Origin of the sequence: Methylotenera versatilis 301 (assembly GCF_000093025.1) — a bacterium.
In the GTDB taxonomy this organism is placed as follows: domain Bacteria; phylum Pseudomonadota; class Gammaproteobacteria; order Burkholderiales; family Methylophilaceae; genus Methylotenera; species Methylotenera versatilis.
This window is the reverse complement of sequence record NC_014207.1, coordinates 1,012,299-1,038,444: the sequence shown is the minus strand read 5'-3', so window position 1 is coordinate 1,038,444 and position 26,146 is coordinate 1,012,299. Positions and strand designations below refer to the sequence as shown.

Sequence of the window (26,146 nt, the reverse complement as noted above, 5' to 3'; positions counted from 1 at the left end):
TTAAATTATTTACCGAAGAAATAAGCGATTTCGATCGCAGCATTTTCCGCTGAATCTGAACCGTGAACTGCGTTAGCGTCAATGCTTTCAGCGAAATCAGCGCGAATCGTACCTGCAGCCGCTTCTTTTGGGTTAGTAGCGCCCATTAAATCACGGTTAACTTGAACAGCATTTTCGCCTTCAAGCGCTTGAATCATCACAGGGCCTGAAATCATGAATTTTACTAAATCAGCAAAGAACGGACGCGCAGCGTGAACAGCGTAGAAACCTTCAGCTTCTGCCTTAGTCAATTGTGCCATTTTAGCTTCAACAATTTTTAAACCTGCGTTTTCAAAACGCGTAAGAATTTTACCAATTACATTTTTTGCCACTGCATCAGGTTTGATGATAGAAAGCGTGCGTTGAACAGCCATAACAACTCCATTAAATTAACTTATTGAAAAGAACGATAAAATACCATTTTTAGCGCTTTAAATAAACCACCATTTTCATCATTCAAGTATACAGTTGCTGAAAATTGCAAGTGCATTGAAAATCCGATGTGAAGCTATACAGGCTGAACGAACGCATGAAACCTATTACACGCTAAGAATAGTCGCGCAAAACACAACTCAATCCATTCACAAACAGCGCCTTAATTACTTTAAAAACAAAATTGGATTTATATGCTTAATTTTTGTTTAAATTTTGTAACAATGTGGCATCATAATGATTAATGAAACCTTCAATCAATACAACTTTACCAATAACGCATTGCTGCCCTGCTTGTGGTTTGCTGTGCGATGACTTGGTGTTAAATTCAACCTCTCCTGTAAGTATCAAAAATGCTTGCGTTAAAAGCGTTAGCTTTTTTGAAAAAGCTTTTGCTGAGAGCACTTCCAAGCCTAGCGTGGCTGGGAAACCTACCGAACTAAGCAATGCAATTCAAGCTGCAGCAAACATACTAAGCAAGGCTAGTCACCCATTGTTTGCTGGCTTGGGCACTGAAGTGCAAGGCATGCGCTCAATAATGCGCTTAGCAGAGAAAACCAGCGCTACGCTTGACCATATGCACTCCGAAGGCACTGTGCGCAACACTTTAGCGATGCAAAATAGTGGTTGGCAAACTACGACACTAACTGAAATTAAAAATCGCGCTGATGTCATTTTGGCGATTGGTACTGACATTGTCAGCAGCTATCCACGCTTTTTTGAGAAATTAGTGTTGAATACCGACACCTTATTCAATAAGCCTAAACCTGAAGTGATATATTTAGGCCTTGCTGAAGAAACTATCAAGTTACCTGAAATCATGAATGCATTGAATGCGCTCATGAATGCTAAGAATCCGCTGAATAAAAAACCTGATAATGACATGATTGGCGGCGTGAGAATCGCGTCACTCAAGCTGATTTTAGAAAAATTAAAAGCCGCAAAATATGGCGTGGTGGTTTGGTCAGCTAGCGCGTTGAAATTCCCACAAGCTGAACTTACTGTTCAAAGCATTACCCAACTTATTTCTAAGTTAAATGAAACCAATCGTGTTGCTGGCTTGCCACTCAACTCTGGCGATGGTGATTCTAGCGTTAACAATACCAGCACTTGGCTATCGGGCTACCCTACTAGAAATCGCTTCGTCAATGGTCATCCTGAATATGACGCTTATCACTTCTCAACTAAACGCCAAATAGCTAATTGCGATGCATTATTGTGGGTCAGCACGTTTAATGCCTGCTTGCCGCCAGATTGCGAAGCGCCAACTATCGTTATCGGCCATCCTGATATGCAGTTTGAAAAACAACCTGACGTGTTTATTCCTGTTGGCATTCCGGGCGTTGACCACATAGGCACTATGTTTAGAATGGATAGCTCTGTTGCCATGCCGCTTAAAAAATTACGCGAAACGGAATTACCAAGCTTAAGCGATGTTATCTGCCAAATTGAAGCGAAACTATCATGATTACACTTCTTAAAAACGGCAGAATTTATGATCCAACATCAGGTAAAGATGGTGTGGTTCAAGATATTTATATCAAAAATGGTCGCATTATTGCTAAACCTAGCGCTACTGAAAAAATCACACAGACTTATGATTTAACAGGCAAGGTAGTGATGGCGGGCGCGATCGATATGCATAGCCATATTGGTGGCGGCAAAGTCAATATTGCGCGGATGATGCTACCAGAATATCAAGAAACAAAAAAATACACCGAGCCTGAAGCGCATGTTTGTACGCCGAGTTGTAGTCATAATGCTACGCCTAGTGCGACCGATACGGGTTTCCGTTATATAGAAATGGGCTACACAGCAGCTTTTGAGCCAGCGCTCATGCCAGTCAATGCGCGCCAAACACATCTAGAAATGGCAGATACGCCAATGATAGATAAAGGCGGTTACGCCATGCTGGGTAATGATGATTACTTTTTACGTATGTTGACAGCAAAAAAAGATCAAAAAGCGATTAATGACTACGTAGCTTGGATACTCAATGCGACGCAATCTATTGGCATCAAGGTGGTGAACCCTGGTGGCATTAATGCATTCAAGTTCAATCAACGTAGGCTAGATTTAGACGAGAACAACAGCCATTACCAAGTTACCCCACGTGAAATATTAAAAAGCTTAAGTACCGCCGTACATCAACTTGGCATTGCCAAACCTTTACATGTGCATTGCAACAACCTTGGGGCAGCTGGAAACTTTCAAACTACGCTAGACACAATGAGTGCATCTGATGGCGCACCGATGCATCTCACCCATATTCAGTTTCATAGTTATGGCACAGAAGGTGATAAAAAGTTTTCATCGGCTGCTGCGCAAATTTCCGAGGCATTGAATAAAAACAAACACATTACTGCCGATGTAGGTCAGATCCTATTTGGTCAAACAGTGACCGCCTCTGGTGACAACATGATGCAGCAGTTGAATGCAAAACATGCCAACCCGAAAAAATCAGTCATTATGGATATTGAATGTGATGCGGGTTGCGGTGTAGTGCCTTTCAGATATAAAGATCAAAACTACGTCAACGCCTTGCAATGGGCAATTGGTTTAGAAATATTCTTATCGGTTGAAGATCCTTGGCGTATTTTCTTAACCACAGATCACCCTAACGGCGCGCCATTTACCAGCTACCCACATTTGATTCGTTTATTAATGGATAAAACCTTTAGAAACGAAGCTTTTGCCAAACTGAATTTAGATGCACAAGCCATGAGTAACTTAACTTCGTTAGACCGCGAATACAGCTTGTACGACATTGCCATTATGACGCGCGCAGGTGCAGCAAACCTCATTGGCTTAAATGACCGGGGACATTTGGGTGTTGGTGCAGGTGCAGATATCACAATCTACACAGATCAAGCCGACCGTGAAGCGATGTTCGCTAAACCCGACTACGTTTTCAAAGATGGCGAACTGGTTGTAAAAGACGGTAAAGTGGTTAAAGTCGTTTGGGGTGCGACGCATACCGCCAAACCAGCTTTCGATATTGCAGTAGAAAAAGATTTAAAAGATTATTTTGACAAGTACCACACGATGCAATTGGATAGTTTTAAGATTAATGATGATGAAATTAGTAGCGATGGGCGTGGTAGCATTATTGTCCATGAAAATAAAAAAGCATCTCATTAACTTTAAAACGAAGGAACCAAAATGAGTAGATTGTATGGGGAACAACATCGTAAGCTGCAAGACGAGTTTGGCACACGAGGCATGGCTGATCGTGTAGAAGATCTTGTTTGCAGAACTGAATTTGATGATGGGGCTAAAGGCTTTATTTCTAGCGTCAATATGTTCTTTTTATCAACAATCGACCATCAAGGTCGCCCGACTACGTCATACAAAGGCGGCGATGCTGGCTTTGTAAAAGTGCTCGATAACACAACTTTGATATTCCCGAGTTACGATGGTAATGGCATGTTTTTTTCTATGGGAAACATCACTACCAATCAGAATGTTGGCTTACTATTTATTTCTTTTGAAGCGCCTAATCGACTTCGCGTGCAAGGCACGGCAAGCATTTCAAAAGACCCTGCGCTAATGGCACACTACAAAGAAGCTGATTTTGTTGTCACCGTCAAGTTATCTGAACTTTGGCAAAACTGCCCAAGATATATTCCAAAAATGGAAAAAGTGCGTGATTCCCGCTACGTACCGCGTGAACATTGCGAAACACCATTGGCAGGCTGGAAACAACTAGATTTAGTACAAGATATTTTGCCGGAAACAGATGCTAAAAAAGCCAAAGAAATTGGCATCATCCCTATTGAAGAGTGGGTTGGTAAGATTATTTCAGGCGCACCCGACGCTTAGCTAATTAGGCGCATAAATTTTTTAATAGATAACTCATGATCATTAACGGCGTACAAATAGATGAAACCTTTGCTGAAGCATTTAATATGCGCGGCACACGCGTGATCATCACAGCACAAAACCTAAAGTGGGCATATCACGCAGCAAATGCGATGACAGGCTTTGCAACCTCGGTGATTGGTTGCGGTGTAGAAGCTGGCATTGAACGTGAAATGACTGAAGATGAAACGCCAGATGGCAGACCAGGTGTAAGTATTTTAATGTTCGCCATGGGCAGCAAAGTACTGATGCAACAACTTGAAACACGCATGGGGCAATGTATCCTTACCTGCCCTACTGCTGCGGCATTTTCAGGCATCGATAGCGACGAAAAAATTAACCTAGGTAAAAATTTACGCTTTTTTGGTGATGGCTTCCAAACATCTAAGCTGATTTCTGCCAAACGCTACTGGCGTGTGCCAGTCATGGATGGCGAATTTTTATGCGAAGAAACCACAGGCATGGTGCGCGCGATTGGTGGTGGCAACTTCTTGATTCTGGCTACATCACAGCCCGCAGCACTTGCAGCGGCAGAAGCAGCCATCACTGCAATGAAAAAAATCCCTAACGTGATCATGCCATTCCCTGGCGGAGTTGTGCGCTCAGGTTCTAAAGTAGGCAGCAAGTATAAAACCATGTTTGCCTCAACCAACGACGCATTCTGCCCAACACTAAAAGGTGCTACCAATACCGAGCTATCACCTGAAATTGAAAGCGTGATGGAAATCGTGATTGATGGCATTGGCTTTGATGATATTGCCGAGTCCATGCGTGTTGGCATACAAGCTATTTGTGATTTAGGTGAGGCCAGTGGCGTAAAACGCATCTCTGCGGGTAATTACGGTGGAAAATTAGGCCCTCATCATTTTAAATTGCACGAAATTATGACTAGTAAATCAACATGACCGAACTAACCTTCACGCTTAAACAACCATTAACCCACTCATTGGATTGCGCGCAACTAACGCCTGATTTTTTAAAGGGTTTGAGCATTAGCCAAATTGGTGCAATCAAATTAAGTAATCAACTCGTGTCAGAGTTATTTGAAATTACTGGCGACGATGCTGAAAATATTGTTTTCAAGAATAGTAGCCAGTTCTTTGACAATGTCGGCAAGAACATGACCTTAGGTAGCATCACTTTAGAAGGTGACGCTGGCGCGTATTTAGGCTTTGGTTTGAAAAATGGCACCATACATTGCAATGGTAACGCGCAAGCTTTTGCTGCCTGCAATATGGTCAGCGGCCTGCTTAAAATAGATGGTAATACTGGTGATTTTCTTGGTGGCGCTTCGTCAGGTCTACGCAAAGGCATGCGTGGCGGCACTGTCATTATAAAAGGCAATGCAGGCGATCGCGTGGGCGACCAAATGCGCAGAGGCTTAATTCTAATTGAAGGTAATGTAGGTAATTATTGCGCCAGCCGCATGATTGCTGGCACTATAGGCGTACTGGGCAACGTTGGGGAGTACGCCTGCTTTAACATGAAGCGCGGCACATTGTTGTTGGCTAAGCGCCCTAAGCTGCATGCAACAATACAGGATTGTGGCACACATACTTTGCCATTTTTAAACTTAATGTTTAAGTCTTTCAAACCGTTCAACACACAATTTTCTAATATTGAAACCAAGCGTGTACAGCGCTTTGTAGGTGATGCCGTATGTAGTGGTAATGGTGAGATTTTATTAATTTCACACTCGTCCTAATGCTCGCTTAAGCAATTACACGCTCTAATTCATACGCTCTAGTGATAAAATACCGTTTTATTACAGTTCATTATCAAAAAAATGTCTAAGTATTTAACTGCCGCGCTTTATAAATTTGTCAGCCTGCCTAATTACAAATTATTGCAAACGCCAATTTTAGAAGCCTGCATCACTAACAACATTAAGGGTACGCTATTGCTCGCTGAAGAAGGCATTAACGGCACCATTGCTGGCTTACCGCAAGACATGCATAACCTACTAAACTTCTTGCGCACTGATGCCATATTTGAAAGTCGCTTTGCGGATTTAGAACACAAAGAATCATTTGCGAGCGAGCATCCGTTTTATCGCATGAAAGTCAAACTCAAAAAGGAAATCGTTACACTTGGCGTACCTGGCGTTAGCCCTACTAAAAAAGTTGGCACTTACGTTAAGCCTGAAGACTGGAACGCGCTGATTTCTGACCCTGACGTGATTTTAATCGACACTCGCAACGACTATGAAGTGGATATTGGCACCTTTAAAGGCGCTATTGACCCAAAAACCACGACTTTTCGTGAATTTCCAGAATACGTTGCCGAGCATTTTGATAAAACCAAGCATAAAAAAGTCGCCATGTTTTGCACAGGCGGTATTCGCTGCGAAAAAGCCTCTTCCTATATGATGGATCAAGGTTTTGAAGAAGTTTATCACCTGCAAGGCGGCATTCTAAAATACCTAGAAACCGTTCCTGAAGCTGAAAGTATGTGGGAAGGTGAATGCTTTGTCTTTGATCAACGTGTAGCAGTGAAGCACAATTTAGAAGTCGGTGAATTTGACCAATGTTACGCCTGCCGCCATCCTCTATCGCCAGCTGAGATGCAAAGCACACAATATACCGCTGGCATTTCTTGTCCTTACTGTTATGACAAATTAACTGAAGAAAAAAAAGCCAGCCTGACAGAGCGGCAGAAACAAGTGATTCTCGCCAAGCAACGAGGCCAAGCGCACATTGGTGAAAAGCAGAAAAATAACTAAGGAATGAATCTATCTCGCGAGAAAGAAGCTATCAGCGCATATTTAAAGCTTCTCCAAGCTAAAGGCGCAACAACTAATGTGCTTTATAAGCACTCATTGTTTTTAGATAAACTGGCAGAGTCACTTGTTAATAAGCCTCTTGAGCCAGCAATATATAGCAAAGTCATCGACACCGTGCTGAAGACCATTCCATCAGATGACTGGCATACCAACCTCAATACCGCACGTGAGTTTTATCCATTCTGGATAAAAGATATTAAGGCCATTGCTGCCTTTAATTTAAACTATGGCTTTGATGTTGCCGCCATCCAATGGAAGCCAATAGCAACCTCACTAAAAGCATTAATCGATAGCTTAGAAACAGAAAGTTTCGACACTGCTGAAAGCTGGCCATTAAAAGCTTACGCACTAGCCATGCGCGACCAAGGAGCTGAGCAATCACTGGTAGATACACGTATCAAACTCGCTAAAGTGATGATTATTCGCTTACGTGATGCGCCAATAAAAAACCACAAATCCTATCGTACAGCAGCTGAATTAACTTTACCGCTCTTTAAAATGACTGAAGCTAAACAGTTATTTTTATTGGTAGTGCGGGAGTTTTATAACTTTTGGACAGGAAATCCAAACGCGGCAAGCATGTTGCTTAATGATGATTCTAACTATAATTAATGATTGTTATAGTAAGGATAGTTAACTAGATTTTCGTGCAAGTAAAAAGTAAGTTTCGACCAAACCCTTACCTTTGACATCAACATCCGCTTTTTCTGAAAATATATAAGCGTCTTTTATCAACGCTTGCGTTTCACGCGTCACTTGTATGTTATTAGGTCTACAGGTGCTTTCCATCCGGCTAGCTAAGTTCACGGTATCACCCCATAAATCATAACTAAATTTGGTGCTGCCAATCACCCCTGCAACCACTGGGCCGGTGTGAATACCAATACGCATATTCAAATCTATGCCAGTTTTAGCGGCGACTTCTTGCAGTACGACCTTCATATCAAATGCCATTTCAACAATACGAGTCACATGGTCTGTGTACATGATGGGCGCGCCAGAAACAACCATATAGGCATCGCCGATTGTCTTGATTTTTTCTACTTGATATTTCTCTGCCAACTGGTCAAATTTTAAAAACACCTGTGACAGCAAATCAATTAATTGCAAAGCTGGCATTTTTTCTGAAATTTGCGTGAAATTGACTAAATCAGCAAACATCACAGTCACAGAATCATAATGATCGGCGATACGCATATCATTGGCTTTTAGCCGCTCAGCAATGGCTGCAGGAAGGATGTTAAGCAATAACTTTTCAGAGCGCGCCTGCTCTAACTCTAACGAAATCATAACACGCTCTTTTTGGGCTTGAAAATAACGCAAAACCCCATACAATATGGATGCTGTGCCTGTAATATTCATCAGAAAGAATGCATCTTTTAACGTGGTGGGAATTGGCATGGCATTACCAGCGAAATAATGATTTAACTTCCACGAAATAAAAGCTAAGCCTACAAAAAGTAAAAACCAAGGTGTTGATTGGCGTGTGCCTAGAATCATTAAAGCGCCAACGGGCGATAATATCGCCCAGATTGCTACACCACTAGATGCAGCAAAGCCACCAATCGCCCATTGCATGACGAAAGGCATGACCAACAGCATAACCAATTGTGTAAAAGTAAAATACTCATAGCGTTTGAGGCGGTAGAATAAAAACAGACTAACATAGGAAATGACGAGGTAAAAATACGGCACAGCTGCAATAATCGCGTAGCCGTCACCTAAGCTTGATAAGGTAAATATCCAGAAAATACAGACAATACTCTCTGCTATCACCAGTAAAGACATAATCGATCTGCCAAGGGATTCAGCAGTAGGCGCAGAAAATCTGCGCCAAAATTCTCGCGTCAATACAGAGGGTGCCGTAACTAAAATATCTGTCATATTTGGATAGCGTTTTTTATTTCTAATTAGAGTATACCAATATACTGCAGCTCAAGTACTATAGCTTAAGATGAGGTCTTTTTCTAGACTAGCGTAATAATAAGATATCTACATAGCTTATTGATTAGCTTTAAATTTCTCACACTAAATCACTCAAGCCTGCATAACAACTCAGAAAATAAATGTTGCACCGGGCACTTTTAGCATTTCTACAAGTCACTTACCTTAAGAAGTTTCAACCCTCATGGAGTTTACTATGGTTACAGCCTCACAAACTTTGCGCGACATTACTGGTATGGGCTATCAGCCAGCCAATTTAAAAGATTCAGCACTGATTCTAATTGATATTCAAAACACCTACCGACATGGCTTAATGCAACTCACAAATGTAGAACCAGCAATTCTTGAAGCGCAGAAATTACTTAAATTAGCTCGCGAGCTTAAAATTCCAGTTATTCATATTCAACACGATGCTGGTGTAGGTTCACCTTATGATATTACGGCTGATATTGGTGCAATTGCTGTTGAAGTAGCGCCAATTGACGGGGAGAAAGTCATTGTTAAAAATTATCCCAATGCATTTGTAGAAACCACCTTAGATGCTGAACTTAAAGCGTTTGGAATTAAAAATATTGTTTTAGCTGGTTTTATGACACATATGTGCGTGAACTCAACGGCACATGGTGCATTTAATTTAGGTTATGCGTCAACCATTGTCGCAAGCGCGACTGCAACTAGACCATTATTAAGTACAAATAGTAGAGTCTTAAGCGCTGAAGAAGTGCATCTTGGCGCACTCGCCTCAAGCCGAGACCTATATGCCGTGGTGGTTGATGATATAAATGGATTAAACAAATAACTTCATTAATATAATTTATATAATATATAAGACATATAAAATATATTTACAAATCTGTAACATTTTGCTTGATTTGCTAGCCTCTAAGGTTTATTGTTTAGGTCGCACTTATCTTTCAAACCCTTTATTTACAAGGGTTTTTGGTGGATTAAGTTAAGTTTTGAACATAATAAAAATAGTAACCAAGCAATGCGGTTTGTCGGATAGAAATACTATATTAACTACAGAAAAACTAGAGGAGTCAGCATGAGTTTAGATCTACTAAAAGGCCTTGGCGTTAAAATTCCATATAAAACTAAATATGATAATTTTATTGGCGGAAAATTTGTAGCGCCAGTTAAAGGTGAATATTTTGATGTTATTACTCCAATTACAGGGAAACCATATACAAAAGCAGCGCGTTCAAGTGCAGAAGATGTTGAACTGGCATTAGATGCAGCACACGCTGCCGCAGACAAATGGGCTAGAACAGCACCAAGTGAGCGCGCTAACTTAATGCTTAAAATTGCAGACCGCATGGAAGCTAATCTTGAGCTTTTAGCTACGGCTGAAACGATTGATAACGGTAAGCCAATTCGCGAAACAATGAACGCGGATATTCCATTGGCAATCGATCACTTCCGCTATTTTGCTGGCTGTATGCGCGCGCAAGAAGGTAGCTTGAGTGAAATTGACGAGAACATGGTGGCTTACCATTTCCATGAGCCTATTGGCGTAGTTGGTCAAATCATCCCTTGGAACTTCCCTATTCTGATGGCGGCTTGGAAACTTGCTCCAGCAGTGGTTGCAGGTAATTGTGTAGTAATGAAACCTGCAGAATTTACACCTGTCAGCTTATTGATTTTAATGGAACTTATCGCTGATATCTTACCTCCAGGTGTGATTAACGTGGTCAACGGTTATGGTCGTGAAGTAGGTGCGCCACTAGCTAACAGCCGTCGTATTGGCAAAATTGCCTTTACTGGTTCTACTGTCACTGGTCGCGTCATTGCACAAGCTGCTGCTTCAAACTTGATTCCAGCAACACTAGAATTAGGCGGTAAATCACCGAACGTATTCTTTGAAGATATTGCAGATGCTGATGATGACTTCTTTGATAAAGCCGTTGAAGGTTTGGTATTGTTTGCCTTTAACCAAGGTGAAGTATGTACTAGCCCATCACGTGCATTGATTCAAGAGTCTGTTTATGACAAATTCATGGAGCGTGTGTTGCCACGCGTAGCTGCAATCGTACAAGGCAACCCACTAGACCCTAACACGATGATAGGTGCGCAAGCATCACAAGATCAATTGAATAAAATCATGTCTTATATGGATATTGGTAAACAAGAAGGTGCTGAACTGCTAATTGGTGGTCAACGCAATATCTTAAAAGGTGAGTTTTCTGAAGGTTATTATGTACAGCCAACACTCCTTAAGGGCCATAACAAAATGCGCGTATTCCAAGAAGAGATTTTTGGCCCAGTGTTAGCTGTAACAACCTTTAAAGACGAAGCTGAAGCGCTTGCAATTGCTAATGACACTGTATTTGGTCTTGGTTCTGGCGTTTGGACACGTGATGGCAGCCGTGCTTACCGCATGGGTCGTGGTATTAAAGCGGGTCGTGTGTGGACTAACTGCTACCATGCCTATCCAGCGCATGCAGCATTTGGTGGTTACAAAGAATCTGGTATCGGCCGTGAAACTCACAAAATGATGTTAGACCACTACCAACAAACTAAAAACTTGTTAGTTAGCTATAGCCCTAAAAAACTTGGCTTTTTCTAAACTTGAGTTAAGAAAACACTAAGTGTAGTATTAAGAGGCGGCTTTAACCGCCTCTTATTTTTTGTTCTGGAGATCAAGATGTCTGAACGTGTATCTGCAACCCCTGCTGCTATTGAGCTGATTCACAAGCTAACAGCGCAGCATGGTCCGATTTTATTTTTGCAATCTGGCGGATGTTGTGAGGGAAGCGTGCCGCTGTGCATGCCAGCAAATGAGTTTAAGCCTGGCGCGTCAGATGTCATCATAGGTGAAATTGAAGGCGCAACTTTCTATATGGGACACAACCATTTTCAATTCTCAGAGAATATGCACACCATATTAGACGCAATGCCTGGTTCTAGTGGCTCATTTTCATTAGATTGTGGTTCAGGAATGGCATTTATTACACGTGGACGACTGTTTACTGACGAAGAGTTAGAAACGCTGCCACCAGTTAAAACTTTTGGCTTAAATTAACTATTTTTAGTTAAGCACCACATGACTAGTAAATCTGCCCTAATCAAATAACTCAGGCTTAGCAACGCCGTAGCCTTGTGCGTAATCCACGCCAATCTCTTTGAGCATATTAATAATTTCGTCATTCTCAGCGAATTCAGCAATGGTATGTAAGCCCATCACATGACCGACATTGTTAATAGATTCAACCATCGCACGGTCTATCTTATTTTTTACAATGGCTTTAACAAACATACCATCAATCTTAAGAAAATCGACTTCAAGATTTTTAAGATATGCAAAGGAAGACAATCCACTACCAAAGTCGTCAAGCGAAAAGCGACAGCCAATCTGACGTAAAGCATGCATGAATTGTCGAGCTTTGTTCAAATTTGCAATGACGGAGGTTTCGGTAATTTCAAAGCAAATTCGACTGGTATCAACTTTGTGTAGCTTAATCTGCTCAATCACATACTCTAAAAAGCCATCTTCTGACAAAGTCTGACCGGATAAATTGATTGCGCAAACATAAGGGAAAGCAGCACCTTTGCGGGCGATAATAGCAAGCGCCTCCCCTACTACCCACCGATCTATTTTAGGCATTAAGTGATAACGCTCCGCCGCAGGTAGAAAATAACCCGGTGGGTAATATGAGCCATCCATCGCCTGCATGCGAATTAATAGCTCACAGTGAAGTTCTGCGCCTTCAGTTAAGCTTGCCATGCGCTGGATGTATAAAACAAACTGCTTATGCTCGAGCCCTAAATGTATTCTAGAAACCCATTCAAGTTGATTGTTATGTTCTTTAATATCAGAATCGTCAGAGCGGTAAATGTGTATGCGATTACCACCTTGCTCTTTCGCTGTATAGCAGGCTGAGTCTACCGTGCTGAGCAGCTCACTCAAGGTTAAATTATGGAGCGGTGAGATTTCGGTAAGTCCCACACTGGCACCAATTTTGAACACTTTGTCATCAAAAGTGAAACGATACTCCCGCACCACGTCTAGCAAGCCTTCGATGATTTCTTGAGCTTTGACTAAATCACAGCCCATTAATAATAAAGCAAATTCATCACCACCCAATCGCGCTAGCGTGTCAGAGCTACGCACTTTGGCTTTGATGTGATTAGTCAGCTGTTTTAGCAACACGTCACCTGCCATATGGCCGCAAGTATCGTTGACTATTTTAAATTGGTCTAAATCAATATACGCAAGGCAATGCACCCGATTGGCTATGGCCGTATCATCTATAGCAGCTTGTGTTTTACGATCAAACTCATAACGATTAATCAGACCTGTCAATTGGTCATGTCTCGCTTGAAACGACAATTGATTAGACAAGGTTCTAAGCATCGTCACATCGTGAAGCACAGTTACAGTGGCAAAAGTATGACCATCACTGTCATAAAGCGGAGAAGCTGATTTGCGTATCACAAACTCCTCGCCATCTGCACGCTCCAATATCACCTCTTCTTGGGAGCTATATGAATCGGTTAACCATTCACTACTCACTGGCGTGGTTTTATCTTCGGCTAATAATTTAAACAAAGAACGTAATGTTTTAATCTTCATTTCACTTAAGTTAACGCCTGTAAGCCGCTCTGCTGCTGAGTTCATATAAAGTACATAACCTGCAGGATTACTTGTGATGACGGCATCGGCAATGCCTTCAAGCGTCACTTGGGCGCGCTCTTTCTCTAATTGAAGTTCGTACTGAGAGTCTTCAATGCGATCCAACATGCCGTTGATACCATGCGACAAACTTGCCAGTTCGTCATGGCCATTAAGCCGTCTAATCCTAGCCGACATATTTGCAGTATCGCTAATTCGTTTTACGTCTTCATTCATACGTTCTAAGCGGATTAGAACCATTCTGTCAAACATCCAACTAATGGCTGCTAACATAAGTGCAATGATTGAAGTTGACCACGAAAGGAAGCTAGAAATAGACTGCCTTTGCTCAAATATTTCACGGTTACTCAAGGTCGATACAATTAGATTTGCTTGATTGCTGACATTTTTCATCAGCGCATAGCCTGCCACCTCTGCGCTATTTAAAGGTTTAACTACAGTGCCGCTGACTGCTAACCTTTTCTCTAAATCAACGTCTTTACCATTAAACAACTGTTGAATTGTGAGTTTCGCGCCTATGACTTTCTCAATGCGCTCAATGAGAGCTTGATCCACATGACGTACCATAATTAAAGTACCGTGACTGATACTTTTACTAGCGGTTGGTTGTATATCCATAGCCGTCACTATGCAAATGCCTTCTGGCGTCCAAAAAAATCCAGACATATGGTCTTTAGAGGGGTTTAGAAAGATACCGCCCTTACTGACCGCTTGCTCAAGTAATATTGGAATAGGCCATGGTTTGCCGTTAGTAAAGTCAAACCCACGTTTGTATAATGCAACGCCTTCTGGGTTAACGAGTAGTATCGCTTTGACTTTGAGGTGATTGAAGGTTTCGTTGGTGTAGTTAGAGTCGATATATGGAGCATCTGGCTGCAACATATATTGGTAGGTGTCATCCCAGTGCGCGTATTCGCTTACAATGCCTTCTAACTGCTGAGATTGCTCATTTAATAGTGTGACCGCACTATTGACTTGAATTAAGGTTTTGTTTGATTCTAATTTTGCATAGCCATCTAGCAACACAGTTCGCGCTACCATAAACAGTATTGTGAACAGCAACACCATACCTGTCGCCACGACTACCAGCATCTTGGCGCGCAATCCCGTAAAGTGTTTTTCAGCCATTTAGGTTACCAAAAGTATTTAGCATTGGTATATTGAAACTGACCAATGCTAAGAAGTGAATGCTAGTTAATTGATTCTATCCGACAAGTTTCAGTGAACAGCGCAATTAAAACCCTAAACTATCGAGCAAATCATCCACTTGCTCTTGGCTTGCCACAACATCCACTGCGGTTGGATCAATCTGCGGACCATTCATTAAGGTTGCTTTTTCATCGACTTCTTTTTTAACCGGAGTAGGAGAGAAATCTATCAGTACTTGTACTAATTGCTTCTCTAAATCTTGAGCCAATCCTGTGATTTTCTTGATGACCTGACCTGTCAAATCTTGAAAATCCTGCGCCATCATAATATCCATCAACAAGGCTTTGGTTTCAGTGGTATTTTTAGTAGTCAAAGTTAAAAATTCCAAGGTTTCATCGGCGACTTGGTTGTATTCGCTTTTTAATGAAGGCTTTTCTAATACTGCTTTCCAATGTTGCTCTAGGACCGACGCTCCATTGGCTAATTCAGTTTGCAGTGGCGTTGCCAAGTCAGTGGCATTCAAGACACGCTCTGCAGCTTGCTCTGTCATGCGTGATACATAAGCTAAACGGTCACGTGCATCTGGAATATCTTGTGCAACTTGCTCAAGAATTTTATCTAAACCCAAACCCTGTAAACTATCATGCAGCAACCTAGTCACATGACCAATACGATTCAGCATCTCGTCACCTTGGTTAGCTACTGGCATAGGTTCAACATGTGTTGCTTGCTGCTGTAAAGACTCGCTATTCATCACTAAGCCCCTGCTTTTTCAAGCTTCTCAAATATTTTAGATAACTTCTCATCCAAGGTTGCTGCTGTAAACGGTTTAACCACATAACCATTGGCACCGGCTTGTGCAGCTGCAATAATGTTTTCCTTTTTAGCTTCAGCCGTCACCATTAGCACAGGTAAGTGCTTCAATTCAGGGTCTGCTCGAATCTGCTGCAACATAGTCAAACCATCCATATTGGGCATGTTCCAATCCGATACCACAAACTCGAATCCGCCACCCTTAAGCTTGCTAAGACCGACTGCGCCGTCTTCTGCCTCATCAACATTGGTGTAACCAAGCTCTTTTAATAAATTTCTGACGATCCTGCGCATGGTTGAAAAATCATCCACCACAAGAAACTTTGTATTTAGGTTGGCCATGCATTACTCCATTAAAAAATAGTCGTTCATAGAATTCGAAATCAGCCTCAAATACATTAAATGACTTATTCTGATTCTTTCTTCGTTAATTATTACTTACTTTACCTTAACTTTTATTCAAGATTAGCGACACAAAAGCGACGCTTTTCCCAATTACATATTTTCAACATCTCACTTATTCGCATTACACACGTAACGCGCGTGAGCTGTTCGCCATCAGGTAATTCAAGACTAACTTCGGCAAATCATTCAAATGTGCCACTTCATCTACTCCGCCATGCGCAACTGCCTCTTTCGGCATGCCATAGACCACGCAGCTTTCTTCATTTTGAGCAAAGTTGTAAGCACCTGCATCTCGCATTTTAGCCATACCAACCGCGCCATCTTTGCCCATACCAGTTAGAATCACACCAATGACGTTCTTACCTGCATATTCTGCAGCAGATGCAAATAACACGTCGACAGATGGCTTGTGACGATTGACTGGTGCTTCATCACTTAGCTGAGTGACATAATTCGCGCCACTTCTAGCTAATAGCAAGTGTTTATCACCAGGTGCAATATAAGCATGACCAGGTAAGATACGCTCACCCCCTGCAGCTTCTTTCACTGAAATCTGGCATAGCGAATCTAAGCGATTTGCAAATGATTTGGTAAAGCCAGCAGGCATATGTTGTGTAATTAAAATACCTGGACAATCTGATGGCATCTGCAATAGGAACGATTTAATCGCCTCAGTACCACCTGTAGAAGCACCTATAATCAATAACTTCTCACTACTGATTAATGGATTGCGCAAGGGCGCTGGAGCGGCACCGCTACTTTGAGTCATAGCGTGTCGCTGTAATGTCGAAATTCTTGCTTGGGAAGCGGCACGAATCTTATCCGCAATAATATCGGTATACTCGCGCATACCTTCTGTAATAGACATCTTTGGCTTGGTCACAAAATCTATTGCGCCAAGCTCAAGTGCGCGCATGGTAATTTCTGAACCACGCTCAGTTAATGTAGACACCATCACCACTGGCATTGGGCGCAGACGCATCAACTTCTCTAAAAAGTCCAAGCCATCCATCTTTGGCATTTCCACATCCAAAGTCAGTACATCTGGATTCAACTGCTTAATCATTTCACGCGCAATAATTGGATCAGGCGCAGCACCAACAACTTCCATATCACGTTGACTATTGATAATCTCAGTTAACAGACTGCGAATTAATGCGGAATCATCAATGACTAGTACTCTAATTTTCATGTTATTTTCTCTTCTTAATTTTAGAAGTTCTTCTTATAAAATTAAATCATCAAAACAAATCAATTTCACCGCCCACATCAGCCACTTTAAGCTTGCTTGCATAAGCCTCTTCGCGTTGGACTAAAGTATCGTTGTGCATATTTTTCAGCTTCTTGACTAACACTCTGCCCGTTTTTGGAAAGTAATAAACTTTTCTTGGGTAAATATCTAGCAAGTCTTCGCTGGTTACTCGAATACGCTCTTCTTTTAAGAATTTACGCACGAAGATTGCATTACGATCACCGACGTTCATGGTGGTGAAACTTTTCAGCACATTACCGCCGCCAAAAATCTTCGCTTCTAAGTTCTCTCGACGGGCGCCATTTCGCAACAACTGATTAATTAACACTTCCATGGCATAAGTGCCATATCGCATAGATTCTGAAACAGGGCTGTCTTTATCGGCTGCGGCACTATCAGGCAGCATAAAGTGATTCATGCCGCCAATGCCAGATACGCTGTCACGTATGCAGGCAGAGACACAAGATCCTAATACCGTGACAATCACCATGTCTTTGTCGGTATAGTAGTATTCGCCAGGCGATATTTTGGCTGCGTTACAATCAAAAGTGCGGTCGTAATAGAGTGTGGTAGAAATTTCTTCTTGTAGCATACTCATACAATTCTTTCTTTTACCTGATTAGTACGTTTAAGCGTTTTACCATCACTTAATTCATACACGGTTTTTCCACGCAGATGAAAATCGTTAGACACGTACAGAAAGTTCTCTGAATGCCCTGCAAATAAGATTGCATGTGGCTTCATCAATGGTACGAAGTGACTCAAAATTTTGGTTTGAGTTGGTTTATCAAAATAGATCATGACATTTCTGCAAAAAATAGCATCGAACGGTTCACCTAAAGTCCATTGCTCATCAAGCAAATTCAGTTGCTCGAAAGTAATCAGACTACGCAGCTCATTGCGCACGCGCACTGAGCCTTCTTGCGCCCCGGTGCCTTTTTGGAAAAACTGTTTGCGACGCTCAAGCGACAGCTTGCTAACTCGCTCGTATGGGTAAACGCCACGTGAAGCAGTAGCAAGCACATTGGTGTCAATATCCGTTGCAATGATTTCTACTGGTGGCTTCATGGTGCCAAATGCTTCGCATGCCGTCATCGCAATGGTATAAGGCTCTTCACCGGTTGAAGCAGCAGAGCACCAAATGCGAATGGGTTTTTTAAGGCTAACTAAATGTTCAGCAAGAATTGGAAAATGATGTTCTTCACGGAAAAATGAAGTGAGGTTTGTTGTGAGTGCATTAGTGAAGGCTTCCCATTCTTCTGGGTTATTTTCATTTTCAAGGTTATCAAGATACGCTTTAAATGAATCAAAGCCGACTGTGCGTAATCTACGACCAATTCGACTATAGACCATGTCTGACTTAGCTTCTGAAAGTGAGATGCCAGCATGCTGATAGATGAGTTTACGAACTCGACTAAAGTCATTATTAGTGAAGTCAAATTCGCGATCATTCTGCGCTTCTTTAGTAGATTTTTCTTTTAGCATCACAAACTTTCGTTAAATTTAGAGCAAACCTAACCCCTGCATGGCAAGCAAGACTGTCACTTGCCATACATTGAGTAGGCTTTATCAATAGCTAACTTACGTCTACTCTAGGTAGACGACTTGCGACCACGCATCTCATTTAGCGCAACGTCAGCGATATCAACCTCAGGTTCTTTTGCAATGTTAGGGTTACGACCTTTCATTTGATCGATAGCAAGTGCGCTTAAAGCATCAGCTGCGCGTCTATTGCGCTCTTCTTTACTTTTTGCTGCAAAAGGATGTGCTGAGTCTTTATATATTTTTAATAATTCAGCTGCTTTAGGCTCACGATTGACGGCGTTCTTAATCGCCATTTTAGTCGCTTCATAATTCCAATCTTGAATACGATCGTCCATGTCTGCAGTTTGGTCAATAAACACACCAATACAAATAAACACGTCATCGGCTTCTTCTACTGGAATCGTGCCGTCAGCTACGCAATCCATCACCGCCATTGAAATACCACGCTGTGCTGGGCCAAACATTTGCATAGACTGCTTAGTGTTTCTTAAGGTGACTTTGTTAAACATCACAGTATTTGGTTTTACCATCAGGTTAGGTGCAACAATCGCTAGTAAGCCATTCACACCCTCTTTTTGGTCAGTTAATGTGCGACAAAAAGCATCTTCTGCTGGGCTGCCACGAGGGCCAATAATCAAATCAATATGTGCTACATTTTTAAGATCTAAACCACTGCCATCTGGGCGATCTTCAATCACTAACGCTTCACCAATTAAAACACGGTCAATTACAGCCATTTTTATTCTCCTGAATATAAAATTATTACTGCTCAAATTTGGCATTGCGGAAAGGCTTTGCCATCTATTTCTCTCAATTGAGCTAAAACTGCAATGTCGCAGTACGCCCAAATTTCATTATATAAGTTAAGCAAATGAATTGAGTTGCTTACATTTTCTATTATGAAGATTTGTTAATGAATCGTATCTTTGGAATAAACAGGTAAAAACCGTTTAAATCTATGACCTCTAATCACGTTGATACGAACACGTAAACAAGTTCAATTAAAACTAAATAATGAAAAATATAACAATACTCCGCATGAATAAACAATCACACAAATAAAAAGAGCCTGATTAAAATCAGGCTCTTTTGTGAGATTATTTGTAAGGTTAGCTATCTCAGAACGGTGTTACCAGAATATAACTACATAAAAAGGGCAGAATCTGCCCTTTTTACTTATTGCCTATTTTTCAGATTGGCTGCAATTCGCAACCTTAAGGCATTTAGCTTAATAAAGCCGCCAGCATCTTTTTGGTCGTATGCGCCTTTGTCATCTTCAAAGGTCGCAATCGTAGAATCAAACAATGAATTGGTTTTGCTATCACGCCCAACAACAATCACATTGCCTTTATAAAGTTTAACGCGCACCCAACCATTCACAGTGCTTTGTGTATGATCAATGAGAGTTTGCAAGGCAATACGCTCAGGGCTCCACCAATAGCCGTTGTAAATCATGCTGGCGTAACGTGGCATTAAGTCATCTTTTAAGTGCGCCACTTCACGGTCTAAGGTGATGCTTTCAATCGCACGGTGCGCTTTAAGCATAATCGTACCGCCTGGTGTTTCGTAACAACCACGTGATTTCATGCCCACGTAACGATTCTCTACCAAATCTAAACGACCAATACCGTGTTTGCCACCAATGGTATTCAAATGCGCCAAAAGCTCGTGCGCCTTCATTGCTTGACCATTCAAACTTACAGGATCGCCATTCACATATTCAATATCTAAATATTCAGCCGCATCTGGCGCTTTTTCTGGGCTAACACTCCAACGCCACATAGACTCTTCAGCCTCTGCCGCTGGGTTTTCTAAATGACGGCCTTCGTATGAAATATGCAGCAAGTTAGCATCCATAGAATATGGGCTACCGCCTTGTTTATGTTTCATGTCTACAGGAATGCCGTGTTTCTCGGCATACGACATCAGTTTTTCACGGCTAAGTAGATCCCACTCGCGCCACGGGGCAATAATTTGAATGTTTGGGTTAAGCGCGTAAGCACCCAGCTCAAAACGTACTTGGTCATTGCCTTTACCTGTTGCGCCATGTGAAATAGCATCGGCATTGGTTTCACGGGCAATTTCAATCAAACGTTTTGCGATTAAAGGTCGCGCAATTGAAGTACCTAATAGATATTCGCCTTCATACACAGTGTTCGCGCGGAACATTGGAAATACGAAATCACGCACGAATTCTTCACGGACATCATCAATATAGATTTCTTTTACGCCCGCTGCTTTTGCTTTTGCACGTGCAGGCTCTAACTCTTCACCTTGACCTAAATCGGCGGTAAATGTAACGACTTCACATTGATACTCGTCTTGTAGCCATTTCAAAATCACTGAAGTGTCTAAACCACCCGAATAAGCCAATACAACTTTGTTTACTTTACTCATTACTTCTAATCCTTAATCCGTAAATAATTCAAACGCCACTAAAAAGCTAACAGCCACCATCATGACCATACCAAATATAAAAAACCTATCCGCATAAAGCTCTGCGTTCACTCGCTGATCTTTATGTCTAATCGACCAATATGACAACATCATGCTCGCTAGAAAAAACAGGCTGTCAATGGCTAATACATTATCTGCCCAAGACGAAATGCCTTTTTTAGGTGCTAGCTGTATAACAGAAATAACGGTCATACAAACACCAATCATAGTGGCCGAAACTGGCAATATATGGCTTGAAAGGATATTTTCCTTTTTATCCATCTAAACGCTTACTCGGCCTAATAGCAAATACTCCATCAATGCTTTTTGCACGTGCAAGCGATTCTCCGCTTCATCCCAAACTACTGACTGTGACCCATCAATCACATCGGCAGCAACTTCTTCACCACGATGCGCTGGCAGGCAGTGCATAAATAACGCATCTTTTGCTGCAACACGCATCATATCGCCATCGACTTGCCAATCAGCAAAGTCACGTAAGCGCTCTTCATTTTCCGCTTCAAAACCCATGCTAGTCCACACGTCTGTAGTCACTAGATCAGCGCCTTTTGCAGCCTCCATTGGATCTGCAAACTCTTCATAATGGTCATGTCCATACAAATTGGCGCGTTCCGCTTCAACTTCATAACCCGGTGGCGTAGAAACGTGTACGTTGAAATCCAGTACTTCAGCAGCCTGTAGCCATGTGTTGCAAACATTATTACTGTCACCAATCCACGCAACAGTCTTACCTTGAATTGAACCGCGATGCTCAATAAAAGTAAAAATATCTGCAAGAATTTGGCATGGGTGATATTCATTGGTTAAACCATTGATGACGGGCACACGAGAGTTAGCCGCAAAACGTTCGATAATTTCTTGCTCAAAAGTACGAATCATCACAATGTCACTCATGCGTGAAATCACTTGTGCAGCATCTTCCACTGGCTCACCACGACCTAATTGTGAGTCGCGCGTGTTGAGATAAATCGCAGAACCGCCCAATTGATGCATACCAGCTTCAAAAGATAAGCGCGTACGTGTACTGGCTTTTTCAAAAATCATCACCAAAGTACGATCTTGCAAAGGCCAATATTGCTGATAAGCTTTGAACTGCTTTTTAATTAAACGGCTACGTTCGAATACATATTCGAGCTCTTCACGATTTAAGTCATTGAATTGTAAAAAATGTTTTATTGCCATAATGGTTTACCGCAGTGATTTTTGCTTTAAATTCTATTGTACTTCTAACTGTTTAAAAAAGCCTTAATGATGACAGATAGTCGTTTCACCAACTCATTTGCCTCAGACTCGTTCATGACTAATGGTGGCAACAAACGCACCACTTTATCAGCCGTTACGTTAATCAACAGCTTCTCTGCCAATGCTATGCTTACCAAATCACCGCACGGTCTATCTAGTTCGATACCAATCATCATGCCAGCATTGCGCACCACAACCACGCCCTTAGTATCTATAAAGTCGGCAGTAAAGCCTTCACGAATCAGATTGCCGATTTTTTCTGCATTTTCACGCAAGCGCTCTTCTTCGATAATATTTAAAGTCGCTAAGCCCGCCGCAGTTGCCAATGGGTTGCCGCCAAAGGTTGAGCCATGTTTACCATAAGTGAATACTTCGGCCGCTTTACCACTCGCAACACAGGCACCAATCGGCACACCTGAACCCAGACCTTTTGCAAGACTCATCACATCAGGTTTAATAGTTGTATGTTGGAAAGCAAACCAAGTTCCCGTACGAGCAATACCCGTTTGCACTTCATCTAACATCAATAGCCAGCCATGTGCATCACAAATTTCACGTAATGTTTCTAAATAGCCACTCGCATCTTTAGGAATATTAATGCCGCCTTCGCCTTGCACTGGCTCTACCAAAACCGCGACCACATTAGAGTTGCGAGAGGCCACTTGTTTAACCGCTTCAATATCATCGTAAGGCACACGAACGAATCCGCTCACTAGCGGCTCGAAACCTGCTTGTACTTTGCGATTACCCGTCGCAGAAAGCGTTGCCATCGTACGGCCATGGAATGATTTATCCATCACGATAATTTCAGGATTAACGATTCCTTTGTTATGTCCATAAAGTCTGGCTAACTTAATGCTGGCTTCATTCGCTTCACAGCCAGAGTTACAGAAAAACACTTTATCCATGCCTGAAATTTCACAAAGCTTGTCAGCCAAGGCTTCTTGTTCTGCTATGTTATAGATATTCGATACATGGATTAGCTTACCCGCTTGCTCACTAATCGCTTTCACCAGCTTAGGATGCGCATGACCCAAGCCATTTACCGCAACCCCAGCAAGTGCGTCTAAATATTTATCGCCTTTATCATCGTATAACCAAACGCCATCGCCTTTTACAAAGGTGACCGGCTGACGTGAATAAGTATTCATTAAGTGATTTGACATAGAGGTTTACTGTAATGTGAAAATATGGGGTTAAAAATACTGGAATTAAAATTCAAGCTACAACCTTGCGAGATTAGCTGAAAACCTCATTATTGGCAAGTTTTAGCAGATAAAACAACACGATAAAAACCATTAATCCTTGCAATTATTACTTGAAAAAAATGCCGATTTGGGCAAAAATCGCGGGCTTGGAATTTAATTACCAACTATTTTAACTGTCTACTATTACACTCTTATTGCGCTCTTAATGCACTATGGCTTCGCTAAGTTTAGTCACTCAACCAAAATCTCAGATATCTGCACCTCAAGCTCAACTACCTGTTGCGTGGTACGTTGACCCTGACATCTATGCTATTGAGCAAAAATACCTTTTCGCCAAGGCGCCGAAATACCTTGGTCATGAGCTTATGGTGCCAAATGTGGGTGATTACCAAGTGCTGGATTGGACTGGTGAAGCTAAAAGCTTGATACGTCAGCAAGAGTCCATTAGTGTCATCAGCAATGTATGTCGTCATAGACAAGCCATCATGCTGAAAGGCCATGGGCATACAAAAAATATCGTTTGTCCTTTACACCGCTGGACATACAACTTAGAAGGTAAGCTTTTAGGCGCCCCGCATTTTGAGCAAAACCCATGCCTGCATTTAGATAATCAACCTTTACAAAACTGGCAAGGCTTGTTGTTTGATAGCAAACATGATATTGCAAAAGACCTTGCTAAGATTGGCTGCAAGCAAGATTTTGACTTTACTGGCTACCAGCTAGACCGCGTGATGGTGGATGAATACAACTTCAACTGGAAAACGTTTATTGAAGTGTATTTGGAGGATTATCACGTTGGTCCATTTCATCCTGGGCTCAATCAGTTTGTTGATTGTGGCGCTCTAAACTGGGAGTTCGGCGATGAGTATAGCGTACAAACTGTAGGCTATCGACCGCCAGAAAGTACAACGGACTCAGCTATTTACCAGCAATGGCAGCGTCAAATATCACAGTACCATGCAGCTACCACGCCTAAATATGGCGCCATCTGGATGGTCTATTATCCGTTCTTGATGATTGAATGGTATCCTAACGTATTGGTTGTTTCGCATATTATTCCTCGCGGTGTCGATGCTTGTACTAATGTCGTAGAGTTTTATTACCCTGAAGATATTGCATTATTTGAACGTGAATATATTCAGGCGCAACAAGCCGCCTATAATGAGACCGCTGTAGAAGATAATGAAATTTGCCAACGTATGCACGATGGTCGCCGAGCCCTGTTCTCGCAAGGACTTGACGAGCGTGGCCCTTATCAACACCCCATGGAAACCGGCCTTGAACACTTTCATATTTGGTATCGCAAGCAACTTGAAAAGCATGTCACTTAAACATACCTTGTGAACCCATCAGATAAACCCTCTTCTAAGTTTAAGCTCCCTAATCTAGGTAGTTTATGGATGCTAGTAGCCGCACTGGGCTTTGCCATCATGGGTGCTTTGGTGAAAGTCGGCGCACAAAAATTCAGTAGCAGTGAGTTAGTGTTTTACCGCTCTATATTCGGCTTAATCGTGATTTGGTTATATATCGCAGTCAACAAACTACCCTTAGCCACGCCGGTCATGTTTAAGCAAATGTCGCGTGCTGTGGTTGGCTTTGTTTCATTAGTGTTATTTTTCTATGCGATTGCACATTTGCCACTCGCAACAGCAATTACACTCAACTACACATCACCTTTATTTTTGGCCATATTTACCCCATTTTTATTACATGAAAAACCAAAAAAGTCTCTGTTTATTGGGCTAATCATTGGATTTATGGGCGTGAGCCTGCTGCTTAAACCTAACTTCAGCAGTGCCGATTGGTTAGCAGGCAGCATAGGTTTGCTTTCAGGTATGGGCGCAGCGTTCGCCTACATACACGTCAAACAGCTAGGTAAAGCCAACGAACCAGATTGGCGAACCGTATTTTATTTCACGCTTATTTCAACGATAGGCGCTGGTTTATGGATGTTTTTTGATAGCTTTCATACGATTGAATGGCAAGATTTACCCGTTTTACTGGGGCTAGGTTTTTCTGCAACGATTGCACAATTAGCCATGACGCGCGCCTACCGCACTGGCAATACGTTGGTTGTGGCGAGCTTGGCTTATGTCACGGTAGTGCTCGCAAGCTTATTTGGTGTACTTTGGTGGAATGAGCATTTAAGTCTAGACGCTTGGCTTGCAATCGGACTCATTATACTCAGCGGCGTGATTAGCGTGCGCACCACTCAAACGCCTCAGAAAATTCCTCATCAGACAGCTCTAGATCAGGCAGAGAGAACTGCACAAGAAACAATTAAAACAGTAAGTTAGCCGTTTATTTTACTGGACAATCTCATTATTCGGCAGTAATCTAACTTTCCCACGTTAACAATATATGCGTCTTATGGCACATCAAGG

Annotated in this window: 25 protein-coding genes; 12 read left to right on the top strand and 13 right to left on the bottom strand. The window is 41.9% G+C overall.

What is annotated here, in order from left to right:
* Positions 1-5: 5 nt before the first annotated feature.
* Complete coding sequence (ndk, locus tag M301_RS04720) at positions 6-413, bottom strand: nucleoside-diphosphate kinase (RefSeq protein WP_013147614.1); 408 nt, start codon at positions 411-413, stop codon at positions 6-8.
* A 302-nt stretch (positions 414-715) separates the two neighbouring features.
* Here ndk and M301_RS04715 point away from each other — a divergent pair, with 302 nt between their 5' ends.
* The 7 genes from M301_RS04715 (at position 716) to M301_RS04685 (ending at position 7,726) form a co-directional block, all read left to right on the top strand.
* On the top strand, positions 716-1,939 hold the full coding sequence (locus M301_RS04715; RefSeq protein WP_013147613.1) for a formylmethanofuran dehydrogenase: 1,224 nt from the start codon (positions 716-718) through the stop codon (positions 1,937-1,939).
* Positions 1,936-3,612, top strand: coding sequence for a formylmethanofuran dehydrogenase subunit A (locus M301_RS04710; protein WP_013147612.1), 1,677 nt, complete (start codon positions 1,936-1,938; stop codon positions 3,610-3,612). Before M301_RS04715 ends, M301_RS04710 begins: the two co-directional genes overlap by 4 nt.
* A gap of 21 nt (positions 3,613-3,633) precedes the next feature.
* Positions 3,634-4,293, top strand: a complete 660-nt coding sequence (locus tag M301_RS04705) for a pyridoxamine 5'-phosphate oxidase family protein (protein ID WP_013147611.1) — start codon at positions 3,634-3,636, stop codon at positions 4,291-4,293.
* 35 nt (positions 4,294-4,328) lie between these two features.
* Positions 4,329-5,237, top strand: coding sequence for a formylmethanofuran--tetrahydromethanopterin N-formyltransferase (gene fhcD, locus M301_RS04700; protein ID WP_013147610.1), 909 nt, complete (start codon positions 4,329-4,331; stop codon positions 5,235-5,237).
* Positions 5,234-6,037, top strand: coding sequence for a formylmethanofuran dehydrogenase subunit C (locus M301_RS04695; RefSeq protein ID WP_013147609.1), 804 nt, complete (start codon positions 5,234-5,236; stop codon positions 6,035-6,037). Before fhcD ends, M301_RS04695 begins: the two co-directional genes overlap by 4 nt.
* 81 nt (positions 6,038-6,118) lie before the next feature.
* Positions 6,119-7,054: an oxygen-dependent tRNA uridine(34) hydroxylase TrhO gene (gene trhO / locus M301_RS04690; protein ID WP_013147608.1), complete on the top strand. Its 936-nt coding sequence runs from the start codon at positions 6,119-6,121 to the stop codon at positions 7,052-7,054.
* Between the two features lie 3 nt (positions 7,055-7,057).
* Complete coding sequence (locus M301_RS04685) at positions 7,058-7,726, top strand: hypothetical protein (protein WP_013147607.1); 669 nt, start codon at positions 7,058-7,060, stop codon at positions 7,724-7,726.
* A 21-nt stretch (positions 7,727-7,747) separates the two neighbouring features.
* On the opposite strand, the gene M301_RS04680 is transcribed toward M301_RS04685, so the two are convergent.
* Positions 7,748-8,998, bottom strand: a complete 1,251-nt coding sequence (locus tag M301_RS04680) for an adenylate/guanylate cyclase domain-containing protein (RefSeq protein ID WP_013147606.1) — start codon at positions 8,996-8,998, stop codon at positions 7,748-7,750.
* Positions 8,999-9,254: 256 nt separating this feature from the next.
* On the opposite strand from M301_RS04680, the gene M301_RS04675 reads away from it, so the two are divergent.
* The 3 genes from M301_RS04675 (at position 9,255) to M301_RS04665 (ending at position 12,080) form a co-directional block, all read left to right on the top strand.
* A complete protein-coding gene (locus M301_RS04675) occupies positions 9,255-9,857 on the top strand; it encodes a cysteine hydrolase family protein (RefSeq protein WP_013147605.1) in 603 nt (200 codons plus the stop codon).
* Positions 9,858-10,103: 246 nt separating this feature from the next.
* On the top strand, positions 10,104-11,624 hold the full coding sequence (gene exaC, locus M301_RS04670; protein ID WP_013147604.1) for an acetaldehyde dehydrogenase ExaC: 1,521 nt from the start codon (positions 10,104-10,106) through the stop codon (positions 11,622-11,624).
* A 78-nt stretch (positions 11,625-11,702) separates the two neighbouring features.
* Positions 11,703-12,080: a DUF779 domain-containing protein gene (locus tag M301_RS04665; RefSeq protein WP_013147603.1), complete on the top strand. Its 378-nt coding sequence runs from the start codon at positions 11,703-11,705 to the stop codon at positions 12,078-12,080.
* Between the two features lie 39 nt (positions 12,081-12,119).
* On the opposite strand, the gene M301_RS14160 is transcribed toward M301_RS04665, so the two are convergent.
* The 11 genes from M301_RS14160 to M301_RS04610 form a co-directional block, all read right to left on the bottom strand.
* Positions 12,120-14,819 (bottom strand): EAL domain-containing protein, encoded by a 2,700-nt coding sequence (locus M301_RS14160; RefSeq protein WP_013147602.1) that lies wholly within the window; start codon positions 14,817-14,819, stop codon positions 12,120-12,122.
* Positions 14,820-14,925: 106 nt separating this feature from the next.
* Positions 14,926-15,594, bottom strand: a complete 669-nt coding sequence (gene cheZ / locus M301_RS04655; RefSeq protein ID WP_013147601.1) for a protein phosphatase CheZ — start codon at positions 15,592-15,594, stop codon at positions 14,926-14,928.
* 2 nt (positions 15,595-15,596) lie between these two features.
* The gene (cheY, locus tag M301_RS04650; protein ID WP_013147600.1) at positions 15,597-15,995 is read right to left on the bottom strand and encodes a chemotaxis response regulator CheY; all 399 of its coding nucleotides are present in this window, start codon (positions 15,993-15,995) and stop codon (positions 15,597-15,599) included.
* Positions 15,996-16,179: 184 nt separating this feature from the next.
* A complete protein-coding gene (locus M301_RS04645; RefSeq protein WP_013147599.1) occupies positions 16,180-17,250 on the bottom strand; it encodes a protein-glutamate methylesterase/protein-glutamine glutaminase in 1,071 nt (356 codons plus the stop codon).
* 49 nt (positions 17,251-17,299) lie between these two features.
* On the bottom strand, positions 17,300-17,908 hold the full coding sequence (gene cheD / locus M301_RS04640; RefSeq protein ID WP_013147598.1) for a chemoreceptor glutamine deamidase CheD: 609 nt from the start codon (positions 17,906-17,908) through the stop codon (positions 17,300-17,302).
* Entirely contained in the window at positions 17,905-18,795 is an 891-nt protein-coding gene (locus M301_RS04635; RefSeq protein ID WP_013147597.1) for a CheR family methyltransferase, read from the bottom strand. The genes cheD and M301_RS04635 overlap by 4 nt, the downstream gene beginning before the upstream one ends.
* Before the next feature lie 107 nt (positions 18,796-18,902).
* Positions 18,903-19,592, bottom strand: a complete 690-nt coding sequence (gene fae / locus M301_RS04630) for a formaldehyde-activating enzyme (RefSeq protein ID WP_013147596.1) — start codon at positions 19,590-19,592, stop codon at positions 18,903-18,905.
* A 439-nt stretch (positions 19,593-20,031) separates the two neighbouring features.
* Positions 20,032-21,252 carry an argininosuccinate synthase gene (locus tag M301_RS04625; protein ID WP_013147595.1) on the bottom strand — a complete coding sequence of 407 codons (1,221 nt, stop codon included), beginning with the start codon at positions 21,250-21,252 and terminating at the stop codon, positions 20,032-20,034.
* A gap of 12 nt (positions 21,253-21,264) precedes the next feature.
* Positions 21,265-21,573, bottom strand: a complete 309-nt coding sequence (locus tag M301_RS04620; RefSeq protein ID WP_013147594.1) for a hypothetical protein — start codon at positions 21,571-21,573, stop codon at positions 21,265-21,267.
* Positions 21,574-22,494 (bottom strand): ornithine carbamoyltransferase, encoded by a 921-nt coding sequence (gene argF, locus M301_RS04615; protein ID WP_013147593.1) that lies wholly within the window; start codon positions 22,492-22,494, stop codon positions 21,574-21,576.
* Between the two features lie 44 nt (positions 22,495-22,538).
* Positions 22,539-23,720 (bottom strand): aspartate aminotransferase family protein, encoded by a 1,182-nt coding sequence (locus M301_RS04610; RefSeq protein ID WP_041359357.1) that lies wholly within the window; start codon positions 23,718-23,720, stop codon positions 22,539-22,541.
* Positions 23,721-23,974: 254 nt separating this feature from the next.
* Between M301_RS04610 and M301_RS04605 the strand changes: the two genes are divergently transcribed.
* On the top strand, positions 23,975-25,093 hold the full coding sequence (locus M301_RS04605; protein ID WP_013147591.1) for an aromatic ring-hydroxylating oxygenase subunit alpha: 1,119 nt from the start codon (positions 23,975-23,977) through the stop codon (positions 25,091-25,093).
* Positions 25,094-25,102: 9 nt separating this feature from the next.
* Complete coding sequence (locus tag M301_RS04600; protein ID WP_274377047.1) at positions 25,103-26,059, top strand: DMT family transporter; 957 nt, start codon at positions 25,103-25,105, stop codon at positions 26,057-26,059.
* Positions 26,060-26,146 lie beyond the last annotated feature (87 nt).

Excerpts from the sequence above, each read along its gene's own strand:
- ndk (WP_013147614.1), bottom strand. The coding sequence starts at position 413 with ATGGCTGTTCAACGCACGCTTTCTATCATCAAACCTGATGCAGTGGCA.
- M301_RS04715 (WP_013147613.1), top strand. The coding sequence starts at position 716 with ATGAAACCTTCAATCAATACAACTTTACCAATAACGCATTGCTGCCCT.
- M301_RS04710 (WP_013147612.1), top strand. The coding sequence starts at position 1,936 with ATGATTACACTTCTTAAAAACGGCAGAATTTATGATCCAACATCAGGT.
- M301_RS04705 (WP_013147611.1), top strand. The coding sequence starts at position 3,634 with ATGAGTAGATTGTATGGGGAACAACATCGTAAGCTGCAAGACGAGTTT.
- fhcD (WP_013147610.1), top strand. The coding sequence starts at position 4,329 with ATGATCATTAACGGCGTACAAATAGATGAAACCTTTGCTGAAGCATTT.
- M301_RS04695 (WP_013147609.1), top strand. The coding sequence starts at position 5,234 with ATGACCGAACTAACCTTCACGCTTAAACAACCATTAACCCACTCATTG.
- trhO (WP_013147608.1), top strand. The coding sequence starts at position 6,119 with ATGTCTAAGTATTTAACTGCCGCGCTTTATAAATTTGTCAGCCTGCCT.
- M301_RS04685 (WP_013147607.1), top strand. The coding sequence starts at position 7,058 with ATGAATCTATCTCGCGAGAAAGAAGCTATCAGCGCATATTTAAAGCTT.
- M301_RS04680 (WP_013147606.1), bottom strand. The coding sequence starts at position 8,998 with ATGACAGATATTTTAGTTACGGCACCCTCTGTATTGACGCGAGAATTT.
- M301_RS04675 (WP_013147605.1), top strand. The coding sequence starts at position 9,255 with ATGGTTACAGCCTCACAAACTTTGCGCGACATTACTGGTATGGGCTAT.
- exaC (WP_013147604.1), top strand. The coding sequence starts at position 10,104 with ATGAGTTTAGATCTACTAAAAGGCCTTGGCGTTAAAATTCCATATAAA.
- M301_RS04665 (WP_013147603.1), top strand. The coding sequence starts at position 11,703 with ATGTCTGAACGTGTATCTGCAACCCCTGCTGCTATTGAGCTGATTCAC.
- M301_RS14160 (WP_013147602.1), bottom strand. The coding sequence starts at position 14,819 with ATGGCTGAAAAACACTTTACGGGATTGCGCGCCAAGATGCTGGTAGTC.
- cheZ (WP_013147601.1), bottom strand. The coding sequence starts at position 15,594 with ATGAATAGCGAGTCTTTACAGCAGCAAGCAACACATGTTGAACCTATG.
- cheY (WP_013147600.1), bottom strand. The coding sequence starts at position 15,995 with ATGGCCAACCTAAATACAAAGTTTCTTGTGGTGGATGATTTTTCAACC.
- M301_RS04645 (WP_013147599.1), bottom strand. The coding sequence starts at position 17,250 with ATGAAAATTAGAGTACTAGTCATTGATGATTCCGCATTAATTCGCAGT.
- cheD (WP_013147598.1), bottom strand. The coding sequence starts at position 17,908 with ATGAGTATGCTACAAGAAGAAATTTCTACCACACTCTATTACGACCGC.
- M301_RS04635 (WP_013147597.1), bottom strand. The coding sequence starts at position 18,795 with ATGCTAAAAGAAAAATCTACTAAAGAAGCGCAGAATGATCGCGAATTT.
- fae (WP_013147596.1), bottom strand. The coding sequence starts at position 19,592 with ATGGCTGTAATTGACCGTGTTTTAATTGGTGAAGCGTTAGTGATTGAA.
- M301_RS04625 (WP_013147595.1), bottom strand. The coding sequence starts at position 21,252 with ATGAGTAAAGTAAACAAAGTTGTATTGGCTTATTCGGGTGGTTTAGAC.
- M301_RS04620 (WP_013147594.1), bottom strand. The coding sequence starts at position 21,573 with ATGGATAAAAAGGAAAATATCCTTTCAAGCCATATATTGCCAGTTTCG.
- argF (WP_013147593.1), bottom strand. The coding sequence starts at position 22,494 with ATGGCAATAAAACATTTTTTACAATTCAATGACTTAAATCGTGAAGAG.
- M301_RS04610 (WP_041359357.1), bottom strand. The coding sequence starts at position 23,720 with ATGTCAAATCACTTAATGAATACTTATTCACGTCAGCCGGTCACCTTT.
- M301_RS04605 (WP_013147591.1), top strand. The coding sequence starts at position 23,975 with ATGGCTTCGCTAAGTTTAGTCACTCAACCAAAATCTCAGATATCTGCA.